The organism is Salinibacterium sp. ZJ70 (assembly GCF_011751865.2).
Classification (GTDB): domain Bacteria; phylum Actinomycetota; class Actinomycetes; order Actinomycetales; family Microbacteriaceae; genus Homoserinibacter.
This window is the reverse complement of record NZ_CP061770.1, coordinates 2,031,191-2,042,868: the sequence shown is the minus strand read 5'-3', so window position 1 is coordinate 2,042,868 and position 11,678 is coordinate 2,031,191. Positions and strand designations below refer to the sequence as shown.

At 69.0% G+C, this 11,678-nt stretch carries 9 protein-coding genes; 8 read left to right on the top strand and 1 reads right to left on the bottom strand.

Annotated features, from left to right (window positions below; all coding sequences use genetic code 11):
• Window positions 1-8 precede the first annotated feature (8 nt).
• The 4 genes from HCR12_RS09710 (at window position 9) to HCR12_RS09695 (ending at window position 3,842) form a co-directional block, all read left to right on the top strand.
• Window positions 9-1,058: a zinc-dependent alcohol dehydrogenase family protein gene (locus HCR12_RS09710; RefSeq protein WP_166865851.1), complete on the top strand. Its 1,050-nt coding sequence runs from the start codon at window positions 9-11 to the stop codon at window positions 1,056-1,058.
• A 66-nt stretch (window positions 1,059-1,124) separates the two neighbouring features.
• Window positions 1,125-1,412: a hypothetical protein gene (locus HCR12_RS09705; protein WP_166865849.1), complete on the top strand. Its 288-nt coding sequence runs from the start codon at window positions 1,125-1,127 to the stop codon at window positions 1,410-1,412.
• Window positions 1,413-1,462: 50 nt separating this feature from the next.
• Window positions 1,463-2,806, top strand: a complete 1,344-nt coding sequence (locus HCR12_RS09700) for a serine hydrolase domain-containing protein (RefSeq protein WP_166865847.1) — start codon at window positions 1,463-1,465, stop codon at window positions 2,804-2,806.
• A gap of 34 nt (window positions 2,807-2,840) precedes the next feature.
• The gene (locus HCR12_RS09695; RefSeq protein WP_224763408.1) at window positions 2,841-3,842 is read left to right on the top strand and encodes a TIGR03557 family F420-dependent LLM class oxidoreductase; all 1,002 of its coding nucleotides are present in this window, start codon (window positions 2,841-2,843) and stop codon (window positions 3,840-3,842) included.
• Between the two features lie 82 nt (window positions 3,843-3,924).
• On the opposite strand, the gene HCR12_RS09690 is transcribed toward HCR12_RS09695, so the two are convergent.
• Window positions 3,925-6,141 carry an AAA family ATPase gene (locus tag HCR12_RS09690; protein ID WP_166865843.1) on the bottom strand — a complete coding sequence of 739 codons (2,217 nt, stop codon included), beginning with the start codon at window positions 6,139-6,141 and terminating at the stop codon, window positions 3,925-3,927.
• Window positions 6,142-6,282: 141 nt separating this feature from the next.
• On the opposite strand from HCR12_RS09690, the gene cofE reads away from it, so the two are divergent.
• The 4 genes from cofE to HCR12_RS09670 are packed head-to-tail and all read left to right on the top strand — an operon-like array spanning window position 6,283 to window position 11,674.
• Entirely contained in the window at window positions 6,283-7,101 is an 819-nt protein-coding gene (gene cofE, locus HCR12_RS09685; protein WP_370589306.1) for a coenzyme F420-0:L-glutamate ligase, read from the top strand.
• Between the two features lie 31 nt (window positions 7,102-7,132).
• Window positions 7,133-8,158 (top strand): AAA family ATPase, encoded by a 1,026-nt coding sequence (locus tag HCR12_RS09680; RefSeq protein WP_166865841.1) that lies wholly within the window; start codon window positions 7,133-7,135, stop codon window positions 8,156-8,158.
• Between the two features lie 11 nt (window positions 8,159-8,169).
• Window positions 8,170-9,456 (top strand): DUF58 domain-containing protein, encoded by a 1,287-nt coding sequence (locus HCR12_RS09675; protein ID WP_166865838.1) that lies wholly within the window; start codon window positions 8,170-8,172, stop codon window positions 9,454-9,456.
• Complete coding sequence (locus HCR12_RS09670; RefSeq protein ID WP_166865836.1) at window positions 9,443-11,674, top strand: transglutaminase TgpA family protein; 2,232 nt, start codon at window positions 9,443-9,445, stop codon at window positions 11,672-11,674. The genes HCR12_RS09675 and HCR12_RS09670 overlap by 14 nt, the downstream gene beginning before the upstream one ends.
• The last annotated feature ends 4 nt before the right edge of the window (window positions 11,675-11,678 follow it).

Below are 11,678 nucleotides of genomic sequence, written 5' to 3'. Positions count from 1 at the left end.
CTGAGACCATGCGTGCGACAGTGCTCCATGGCCCCGGCGACATCCGCTTCGAGGAGGTCCCGGATCCCGTTCTCGTGACCGGCGACGATGCGATCGTGCGCACCGTCGCGGCGTGCGTGTGCGGCTCCGATCTCTGGCCATACCGCGGCATCTCGACGGTGCCGTTCCCCAAGCAGGTGGGCCACGAGATCGTGGGCATCGTCGAGCAGGTGGGCGAGAACGTCACCCGCGTGAAGGTGGGCGACTTCGTGATCGCGCCGTTCTACCACTGCTGCATGGCGTGCGTGAACTGCCTGAACGGCTTCTCGACCTCGTGCGTGAACGGCAGCTGGTGGGGCGCGGATGACCGCCGCGGCGTCTTCGCTCAGGGCACCCAGGGCGAGCGCGTGCGCGTGCCGCTCGCCGACGGAACCCTCGTGGCGACGCCCGGCATGCCCGACGACGCGCTCGTGCCGCACCTTCTCACGCTCTCGGATGTGATGGGCACCGGGCACCACGCCGCCGTCTCGGCGGGGGTGCGCCCCGGCAGCACGGTCGTCGTGGTCGGCGACGGCGCCGTGGGGCTGTGCGGTGTGCTCGCATCCGCCCGCCTCGGCGCGGAGCGCATCATCGCGATGTCGCGCCACCCGCAGCGGCAGGCGATCGCCACCCGCTTCGGCGCGACCGACATCGTCGAGGAGCGCGGTGCCGAGGGCGTGGCCCGCGTGAAGGAGCTGCTCGGCGGCATCGGCGCCGACGCGGTGCTCGAATGCGTGGGCACGAAGGAGTCGATGGATCAGGCGCTGCGTTCGGCGCGGCCCGGCGGTCAGCTGGGCTTCGTGGGTGTGCCGAGCGGCGGCCCCGAGCTCTCGGTGCGGCGCATGTTCGACACCAACGTGGGCGTGCGCGGTGGCATCGCCCCGGTGCGCAACTACGTGGAGGAGCTGCTGCCCGAGGTCTGGGACGGCCGGCTCACGCCGGGCGACGTCTTCGACCTGGAGCTGCCGCTCGAGCAGGTCGTCGACGCATACCGCGCGATGGATGAGCGCACCGCCACCAAGGTGCTCCTGCGGCCGTAACCCGCTTCTGCGGATTCGGGGCAGATGCCCCGCGGGATCCCAGCGTCGGCGAGCGACGATGGATGTATGACGTCGCCGACACCCGCACCCGTGACCCCCGCATCCGCACACCGCATGGCACTGCTCAACGCCGAGGTCGCGCGCTGGGCGTCGAAGGGGTGGACGGTGGCCTCGGTGTCGGGCGACCAGGCGATCGTGCAGCGCAAGAAGCGCATCGGATGGTTCTGGAACCTCATCCTGACGCTCCTCACCGCGGGTCTCTGGCTCATCGTCGTGCTCATCCGCGTCGTGAACCGCAAGATCGAGACGCGCGTGATCACGATCGATGCCGCGGGGCGCATCACAGTGCGCTGACAGGGCGTTCCACCTCGCGACGCTCGCCCCGGTGCCGATAGCATCCGCTGGTGCGCATCCTTCGTCGGGTGGTCGTCGGCGTCGCCGTCACCCTGATCGTCATCGTCCTCGCCGGAACCGGCGTCTACGTCTGGCAGCAGCCGATCCTGCTCACGGGCACCGGATATGCCGCCCACAACGCGTGCGCGGTGGCGTATGTCGCCGCGCGGGAGGATCCGGATTCCGACCTGCCCGACAACCCGCTCGTGCCGTATCTGCGAGGTGGCCCCACCGCGTCCGGGGCCGAGGTGACGCTGCTGGGGGCGCTCGCGCCGCAGCGGGCGTGGTTCGCCGAGGGCTTCGGTTGCACGCTCGCCTCTGACCGGCCCGAGCTCGGCACAGCCACGAGCATCTCGGCGAGCGGCAACCCGTTCGCGCGGGCGGCCACGCCGTCCTCGACGCCCGAGCTGGAGGCGGCGCTCGCCGCGGCGTTCGGCGATCACCTGCCCGCCGAGGTGAAGGCGGCGCTCGGCACGCGCGGCGTCGTGATCGTGAAGGACGGCGAGCTCGTGGCCGAACGCTACGCCGACGGCTTCACGTCCGACACTCCGCAGCTCGGCTGGTCGATGTCGAAGAGCGTCACCTCGCTGCTCACCGGTGTGCTCGTGAAGGAGGGGGGCGTGTCGCTCGACGACGACGGCCTGCACCCCGAGTGGACGGATGCGCGCGCCGACATCACCGTCGAGCAGCTGCTGCGCATGACGAGTGGCATCGAATGGGACGAGACATACGACCTCGGAACGCCCATCACCCGCATGCTCTACCTCGAATCCGACATGGGCGCATATGTGGCGAGCCTCCCGCTCGCCCACGACCCCGGCACGGTGCAGCAGTACTCGAGCGGATCGACCACGCTGCTCTGCGATGTGCTCGCCGAGCGCGCGGGCCTCGGTGCCGACCTGCCGCGCGCGAAGCTTCTCGGCCCGCTCGGGCTCTCGACCGCCGTCTTCGAACCGGATGGCGCGGGCACCCCCGTCTGCTCGTCCTACCTGTGGGCGTCTCCCCGGGACTGGGCGGCGATCGGCCAGTTCGCCCTGCAGGGCGGCGAGTGGAACGGCCGCCAGCTGCTCCCCGAGGGATGGATGGACACCGTGCTCTCGCCGACCGAGGTCTCCGAGACCGACGACCCCGGCTTCGCGATGAGCTGGCGCACCAACCGCATGCCCGACGGCTCGCTGCGCTGGCCAGAGCTCCCCGAGGACACCTACTCGGCGAACGGCCACGACGGCCAGCGGATGACGATCGTGCCCTCCGAGGGCCTCATCGTCGTGCGCATGGGCTTCACCCCCGAGTACGGATCGAGCGAGAGCATCACGAAGCTCGTCGCGGATGCGATGGCGGCGACGCGCCCCTGACCGCTCGGCGGCGCACAACCGTCATGATGGAACCGTGACCGCACCCCACATCGGCTACGCCGCCATGCTCGAGCGCTTCGCGCCGGGCGACATCATCGCGCTCGCGCAGCAGGCGGAGGCGGCGGGGTTCACCGGGGTCATGGCGGCCGACCACTTCCAGCCGTGGACGCCGCAGCAGGGGCAGGCGAGCTTCGTGTGGAACGTGCTCTCGGCGCTCGGGCAGGTCACGGCGGGCGACCTCGGCACGGGGGTCACGACGCCCGCGTTCCGGTGGCATCCGGCGATGATCGCGCAGGCGTCGGCGACGCTCGCGGCGATGTATCCGGGGCGCCACTGGCTGGGGCTCGGTGCGGGGGAGGCCATCAACGAGCATGTCGTCGGCACCTACTGGCCCGAGCCGCATGAGCGCATCAACCGGATGTTCGAAGCCGTCGATGTCATCAAGAAGCTGTTCGCCGCATCCCTCGCAGGACGCGACACTCGCCACGACGGCCAGTACTTCAAGCTCGAGACCACGCGGCTCTGGACGATGCCGAAAGAAGCACCGCCCATCCTCATCGGCACGGCCGGCCCCGTCACAGCCAAGCGCGCAGGCCGCACGGTCGACGGCATCGTCGTGGACGCCGCCCCGATCGAGAAGGTCGCGCCGCTCCTGCAGCGTTTCGCGGAGGGCGCGCGCGAGGTCGGGAGGCGCCCCGAGACCCAGACGCGCATCGTCCGCCTTCACGTGAGTTGGGCGCCCACGCGCGAGGAGGCGGTGCGGAACGCCCTCGCCAACTGGCCGAACGCCGGCCTCCGGTTCCCGAAGTCCGATATCCGCTCGCCGTTCGAGCTGGAGCACATGGCCCGCACGGTGCGCCCGGAGGACTTCGAGGGCCGGGTGTTCATCTCGGACGAGCCGGATGCGCACCGCGCCCACATCCAGCGCTACCTCGACCTCGGCTTCGACCGCGTCTACCTGCACGACGTCTCGAGCGACCAGGCCCGGTTCGTCGACACCTTCGGGCGCGAGGTGCTGCCGGGGCTTCGCCGCTGACGAGCAACTGAGTATCGCACAGGTGTGAGTCACCTTCGGAGACTGATCGCGACGCCAGCCCGATGGCAGGGAAGCCCCCGGCTTATCCCTGGGCCATCATGAGTTCGTAATGCCCGAGCTGGTTCGTGCGCTCGAAAATGTCTCGGAACACTTTGAGATAGACCGCCCGGCTTATGCCCGAAGGGGAATAGTTAAAGTCGTCGACGAGGCTGTGCGAGCCGTGATGCAACCAGGCCAGGAGCGCTTTGCTCGCAATCACCTCGTCCCCGCCGGCGGACTCCATTACTTCGTCTAGGTCTGGGAAGCTGCCAATTAAAGTGAAGTAGTTCTCGAGAATGCGGCGGAGAACATTCTCGAGACCTGCGTCGGTCGGCCCGCCGTCATCCGTCGCTCGCCGGACCGCTTCCCAAAGGCGCTGATAGTTCGACCGAACTTCGTTCTGGGTGGATGCGCTCACTCGGGTCAGACCGTCAGATCCGCGTCTTAGTTCGTAGTATCGGCGTCCCCGAAGCGCCCCTGTCCTCTTATCCGCCGACCGCGGGTAGGTGACCTCCAAGTAGAACTGAATGTTGTGGGTGAGCAAGATGAGCTGGCGGAGGCGTCCATCCTCAGCGTTGATCATCTGGATGATTCTTCGAACCAAACTGCCAACGACAAAGAGCACGTCACTGTCGAGGCTGGAGATTGGATCGTCGATCACAGCGACGAGCGGTTCCAGGTCTGAGCTTCGATGCTTAGCTTCCAACTGGACGAAGTAGTAGAGGAACGCGATGAACGACCGTTCGCCATCACTCAGAGTGTTTTCGACGTCTTTGCCGTCGGGGCGCTGAAGACGGTACCCGTCCTTGAGCTCATCCGACGGGGCGAGGTGGAATCGCTCAAAACCCACTGCCTTGAGAAGACGGTTGATCCTGGCGATTGCCGGAGCGCTTGAGACGAGCGAGCTTTCGAGATCTTTGGCGCGCTGCTGGTCCTTATCCTGGTCCTCTCGTGCCGCGTTGAGCTCAGTCGTGAGTTGAGCCAGGCGATCCTTGGTCCCAGCCACGACTCCGTGGTATCTCCCGAGATTGGAGCCAAGTGTTCCCCATGCGAAGAATGTCCAGCATCGCTCGACTAGAGCGGCCCGTGCCGTAGAACGGTTTGCAAGTCGCGCATTGTGCTCGGTCACTCGCAAATTGACTTGGTCAATGAGGCTCCCGACTTCCTGCAGCTGCGGTCCGAGATCTGAGACCGTGGTCAGCGCTGTGGGACTAGCCAGTTTCGCGGTCAGTGCATCTTCGTTGCGCCGCATGCTCGTCCGGAGACCGGCAATCAGTGTGTCGCGTCTAGAGCCATCCACGAAGACAGGCGCAACACGGTCGAGCGCGTCCAAGGCTCTACCGATGAGCGCATGGACTTCCGTCGCCGCCGTTGCCAGCGAAGCGATGCTTTCCATCGCTTGCGCATACGTTGCGTCATAGAACTCAGCAAGGTGTTCGAGAAAGTTGTCCGGAAGCCCTTGCTGGCAGAAGGGACAACGGTCTTCAGCGACAGCAAGGAAATCGCGTCCCTTAGCAACCCAGTCCTGGTTCCCCAGGTCATTGATGAGCGCAGCCAATGTAACGTCGGCGCTACCTGTGATTGGAGCCGCTAGCAGGTTCCAAGCGGGGTGCGACGCGACCGACTCGTACCCAGGCGGCTTGGACAGCGGCTGGGCGGGGCTGCCCGCACTCTCGAATGCTGCCTTAGCTTCGACCATCAACTCCTGCGTGGTCGGGACCTCAGCCCTAACGACGCCGATGAGCTTCTCGGCAAAGACTTCCTTCTTCCCGTTGTAGCCCTCGAACATGGGTTTCAGCTCGGTGGGGACGTTCGCACGTTCGGACCAGGCCAGCTCAACGAGTTCGGAGCGTGCCTTTGCTAGTTGCCTGTCTATCGCGCCGATCTTGTCTTTGAGATCCTGGATGATCGTCGTCCGGGACGCGATGGACCCGCTTTCAGACGTGAGCTTGTGGAACTCTTCCCGCGCTTCCGGATCCTCATCGTCGAGCACGAACACTCCGCTCAGCCGACTCGCTTCTCGCAGGGTTCTATCTGCATAGTCGCGGTTGTATACGGCCGCATCGGTTGTCAGTGCCGGGTTGCTTGTCTCATATGCTGTGCCGTCATGCAGCCTGGGCTCGACAATGATGCGGCTGATGGTTGTCTTGCCGGTTCCGTTGGGGCCGAAGACGAAGTTGAATCGGTCCAGTTCCTCGAGCGATCCTCCCGTGCCGGCGGCAAAGCTGGGTGCACCGTCGAGCGTGATCCGGGTGAACATAGAACGTCTCCTGTGGTGGTCTGTTGCGGGCGCGCCGCGCTCCGTCGAATCTAGGACCCGAGTGAGCGGCGCGTACTCTCCCCGTACGGGGGCCGAGCCGGCTGCGCGCCCGAGCACCCGTGCCAACCGTAGGCTGAGCCTGTGACCCCGCTGCCTCGCGACGTGCCCGTCTTCAGCGTCTTCGCGGTCCCCGGGCTGCCGGAGTTCCAGCCGGGCGACGACCTCGCGCGCATCCTCGGCGACGCCCTCGACGGCGTCATCGAAGACGGCGACATCCTGGCCGTCACGAGCAAGATCGTGTCGAAGGCGGAGGGGCGCCTCGTCGCCGCTGCGGATCGCGAGGAGGCGATCACCGCCGAGACGGTGCGCGTGGTCGCGAGTCGCGCGCACGCCGGTGGCCACGGCGTCACCCGCATAGTCGAGAACCGGCAGGGGCTTGTGATGGCGGCGGCGGGCGTCGACGCGTCGAATGCACCCGACGGCCACGTGCTGCTGCTGCCGGTCGATCCGGATGCGTCGGCGCGCGCGCTCGCCGCGGCGCTGCGCGAGCGGTTCGGGATCCGCATCGGCGTCATCCTCACCGACACGTTCGGGAGGCCGTGGCGCGAAGGCCAGGTCGATCAGGCGATCGGCGCCGCGGGCGTCGTCGTGCTCGAGGATCTCGCCGGAAGCTCGGATGCGAACGGCCGCGCGCTCGCGGTCACGGCTCCCGCGATCGCCGACGAGCTGGCGGCTGCGAGCGAGCTCGTGAAGGCGAAGGCGGGGGCGCGTCCGCTCGCCGTCATCCGCGGGCTCGGGTACCTCGTGACCGAGCTCGACGCCCCCGGCGCTCGCGCTCTGCTGCGCTCGAGCGACCGCGATATGTTCCGCCAGGGCACCGCCGAAGCCTGGGAGGACGGATTCCGCGCCGGTCGCGAGCGTGCCGTGGGAGCACCCGGAGAGTCCGCCGAGAGAGGCTGACGAAAACGCACGTTCGTGCCAGACTCAGCAGATGGATCGCCCGCTCCACCACCCGGCGGGGGTCGGCATCGATGCCGACTCCGCGAACCGCCCGCTCTCAAGCCCTGAATTCCTCCTCGACGCGCGTGCGGTGATCGCCGCCGTCGAGACGGTCATCGCCGGCAAACGCGACGTCGTCGAGCTCGCCGCCACGGTGCTGCTCGCCGAAGGTCACCTGCTCGTCGAAGACGTCCCCGGCGTCGGCAAGACGATGCTCGCCCGCGCGCTCGCGAGAAGTGTCGACTGCACCGTCAACCGCATCCAGTTCACGCCCGACCTGCTGCCGAGCGACATCACCGGCGTCTCGGTGTTCGATCAGGGGCGGCGCGAGTTCGAATTCAAGCCCGGCCCCGTGTTCGCGAACATCGTCATCGGCGACGAGATCAACCGCGCGAGCCCCAAGACCCAATCGGCCCTCCTCGAATCGATGGAGGAGCGCCAGGTGTCGGTCGACGGCGCGACCTACGCCCTCCCGGATCCGTTCACCGTCATCGCGACGCAGAACCCGGTCGAGATGGAGGGCACGTACGCCCTGCCGGAGGCCCAGCGCGACCGCTTCATGGCTCGCGTCTCGATGGGCTACCCGGATCACGCGAGCGAGGCCGCGATGCTGCGCCACCACGACAAGGGCAGCCCGCTGCATGACCTCGAGCCCGTCATCACGATCGAGCGGCTGCGGAGCATGATCCGCACCGTGCGAGATGTCTACGTGAGCGCCGCCGTCGAGCACTACGCGGTGGCGATCGCCGCCGCGACCCGCGTCGATCGGGAGCTGCGCCTGGGCGCGAGCCCCCGCGCGACGCTGCAGCTCGTGCGCGCCGCGAAGGCCCGCGCCGCGCTCGACGGGCGCGACTTCGTGCTGCCGGACGACATCGACGCCCTCACGCTCCCCGTCTTCGCGCATCGGCTCATGCCCGCGAAGTCGTCCGCCGGATTCGGTCGTGACGGCATCGCCGAGACGATGGCGCGCATCCTGCACGCGACGCCCGTGCCGCTCGGCGCGTCCGGCACAGCCTGAGCGGAGAGACGGTGGCTTCCGCAGATTCGCCCAGCACGTTGCGTCGTGTGCGTTACCTGCGGGTGAGCCTGCGCGGCTGGGTGACAGCGATCGCCGGGGTGGCGTGCGCCGCCGCCGGGTATGCCTGGGGGCGCCCCGAACTCGTCGTCGCCGGCGCTTTCGCGGTGCTGCTCGCGCTCGGCGGGCTCGCGGTGGGATGGCTTCGGCGGCCCACCCTCGAGGTCGTGCGCCTGTTCTCGCCGCCCGTCGTCGCTGTCGCATCGCCGTGCCACGTGACGCTGCGCGTGCGCAACTCCGGCATGGTGACGACGCCCACCTTCCTGTGGAACGACGCGATCCCGTGGCACGAGGTGCAGACTCCTCAGGAGCTCGCGCCGCTGCCCTCGCGCCCCGCCTCACGGCGCGTGGGCGCGATCGAGTACGTCGCGCATCCGCCGCGTCGCGGAGTGTTCGCGGTCGGCCCACTCGTGCTGGAGTCGGGCGACCCGTTCGGGATGGTGCGCGTTCATGAGGCGGTGGGGTCGGCGGATCGGCTGACGGTCGTACCGGCGGTCACCCCGCTCGCGGCGGGCGGCCCCGTGCTCATCGACGGCGACGGGAGCGCGCAGCTCGTGCAACGCCGTGTGGTGGGCAGCGATGACGACCTGTCGACCCGCGAGTACCGCCGCGGCGACGCCCTGCGGCGCGTGCACTGGCGAGCCTCGGCGCGTCACGGCGAGCTCATGGTGCGCCAGGAGGAGCACCGCAGCCACCCCGACGCCCGCATCATCATCGACACCCGCGCGAGCGGTCATCCGGATGCCGAGCCCGATCTGATCACCGAACCGCCAGGCCTTCTGAGCGAGTCGTTCGAATGGTCGGTGCGGATGCTCGCCTCGCTCGCGGTGCACCTCGACGAGGTCGGCTTCCGGGTGGGTGTGGCCGAGTCCGCACCGCAGCAGGTCGCGCCCGTGGGGGAGCCGTGGGAGGGCGGGCAGCGCTTCGAGGCGTTCCTCACGAGCCTCGCCTCGATCCGGCTGCAGAGCGCCGATGCGCCTCTGCCTCCCCTCGACGCGGACGCCGTGGGTCCCACGTTCGCGGTGCTCGCGGATGCCGACGATGAGGTCATCGACTGGGTGCTGCGGCAGCGGCGCCCCGGCCAGGCGGGTGCGGTGTTCCTTCTGGGGCTGCGTCTCTCCGCTCGTGAGCGCTTCGTCGACGCGGGGTGGACCTGCATCGACGCGATGACGGATGACGACATCGGCGATGTGTGGCGCTCGGCCACGAACGGAGCGGGGGTTGCGCATGGTGCTCGCTGACGTCCGCCCGAACGCGGTCGCACCGGCGCCGCGAGATCGCGGGGCACCCGAGGCGCGCCGACCGCGGGTGTCGCGCACGCGCCGCACGCAGGTGCTCCTCGTGCAGGCGCTCCTCATGTCGGCGCTCGCGAGCCTGCATGTGGTGATCGGCGACATCTCGTGGTGGCTTCTCGGCTCGGTCGCGGCAGCGGCGATGCTCACGACGACCACGTGGGTGCGCTCGCGTGCGCGGCGCGCAGGGTGGCCGTCGATCGTCGGCTTCGGGGTCGGGATCGCGCTGCTGACGGGACTGTACGCGCCCGGCACCGCGATCCTCGGACTCATCCCCACGTTCGACACGGTCGGCGCGCTCGCAGGCGTCCTGCGATCCGGCATGCAGTCGATCGCCGAGCAGTCGGCACCGGCCTCGCCCACCCCGGGCATCGTGATGCTCCTCGTCATCGTGATGCTCACGTCGGCGTGGTTCTCGGACGTCTTCCTCGCCGCCTCGACGCCGGCGCTCGTGGCGCTGCCGGTCGGCGCGATTCTGCTGGTGCCGGTCGCGGTGCGACCGGGTCTCGCCGACCCGCTGTGGTTCATCGTGACGGCGGTGCTCTACCTCGCGCTGCTGCGGGTGGGCCGACGCGCCGACAGCCGGCGCATCGTGGGGCTGCTCGGCATCGTGGCGATCGGCGGCGCACTCGTGGCCCCCGCGGTGATGCCGGATGTGCGCGACCCGCGCGGAGGGGGCGGGATCGACGGGTACCGCACCGGGGTGAACCCGCTCGTGTCGCTCGGCGATGATCTGCGGCGGGGCGCGCCGATGAGTCTGCTGAGCTACACGACGGATGCGACCGGGCCCGTGTACCTGCGCTTGGCCACGATGGAGAGCTTCTTCGGCAACGTGTGGGAGCCCACGGCGACGAGGGGTCTAGGCGGAGGCGACCTCAGTGCGATCGGCCCACCGCCGGGTCTCGCCGCGGATGTCGCCGCCGACCCCGCGACGGTCGTGGTCGAGGTCGGCTCGTACACGAGTCGATGGATTCCGGCGCCGTACCCCGCTGTCTCGGTGACCGGCTTCGACGGAGATGCGGAGTGGCTCCGCGACACACTCGCGATGCGCTCCACCGATTCGAGCATCAGCGCGCAGACCTACTCGGTCGACTTCCTGGAGGTGGATCCGACGGGCGAGCAGCTGGTGCGCGGCGGGTCGCTCGACGTGTCGGAGCAGACGCTCGAACTTCCGGAGCTTCCGGCGAACATCGTCGCGACGGCCAACGAGGTGGCGGGCGCGGCCCGCACGCCGTTCGAGAAGGCGGTCGCGTTGCAGAGCTATCTGCGCGGATCGCCGTTCCGGTATTCGGAGGAGACGCCCGTCGAGCAGGATTTCGACGGCACGAGCGTCGAAGCGATCTCCGCTTTCCTCGAGGTGAAGGCGGGCTACTGCGTGCACTACGCGTCCGCGATGGCGGTGATGGCTCGCGAGCTGGGGATCCCGTCGCGTCTCGCGGTCGGGTTCCAGCCGGGCGCAGCGCAGACAGTCGACGGGGAGACCGTCCACACCCTCACGACCGACGACCTGCACGCGTGGCCGGAGCTGTTCATCGAGGGCGTCGGATGGATGCGGTTCGAGCCGACTCCGGGTCGCGGTTCGGTGCCCGCCTTCGAATCGACGCCGGTGGACGACCCTGCAACTCCCGAAGACGAGAGCGTCGTGGAGGCGACCGCGGCCCCCGCGCCGACCTCCACCCCGGGAGCTCGCCCGCTGGATGACGACACCGCCGAGGATCCGGCGGCCGTGGTGGAGTCGAGCAGCTCGGCGGTCGCATGGATCGTCGCGGTTGCGCTCGCGGTGCTCGTCGCGGTGCCGTCGCTGTTCCGCGTCGCGGTGCGCGCCGGTCGCGTGCGCCGCATCCGGCGCGGTGAGGCTGCCGCGGATGCGGCGTGGAGCGAGTTGCGCGACACGGCCCGAGATCACGGCTGGTCTGCGCCCGAATCCGAGACGCCTCGAGTGTTCGTGGAGCGTCTCGTGGAGGCGATCGACGACTCGGATGGCGTGCTGCGCGAGTTCCGGGCGAGCGTCGAGTCGTCGGCGTTCGCGCAGCATCCGGCCCCGCTCACGGTGGACGCCCTGCGGGATGCACGCCGGGTGATCGCGGAGTCGACCCCCCTGCGCGGGCGGGTCGCCGCGCTGCTGCTGCCCGCGTCGCTCGTGTATCGCTGGAAGCCCGACGACTGACTCG

Excerpts from the sequence above, each read along its gene's own strand:
- HCR12_RS09710 (WP_166865851.1), top strand. The coding sequence starts at position 9 with ATGCGTGCGACAGTGCTCCATGGCCCCGGCGACATCCGCTTCGAGGAG.
- HCR12_RS09705 (WP_166865849.1), top strand. The coding sequence starts at position 1,125 with ATGACGTCGCCGACACCCGCACCCGTGACCCCCGCATCCGCACACCGC.
- HCR12_RS09690 (WP_166865843.1), bottom strand. The coding sequence starts at position 6,141 with ATGTTCACCCGGATCACGCTCGACGGTGCACCCAGCTTTGCCGCCGGC.
- HCR12_RS09680 (WP_166865841.1), top strand. The coding sequence starts at position 7,133 with ATGGATCGCCCGCTCCACCACCCGGCGGGGGTCGGCATCGATGCCGAC.
- HCR12_RS09670 (WP_166865836.1), top strand. The coding sequence starts at position 9,443 with ATGGTGCTCGCTGACGTCCGCCCGAACGCGGTCGCACCGGCGCCGCGA.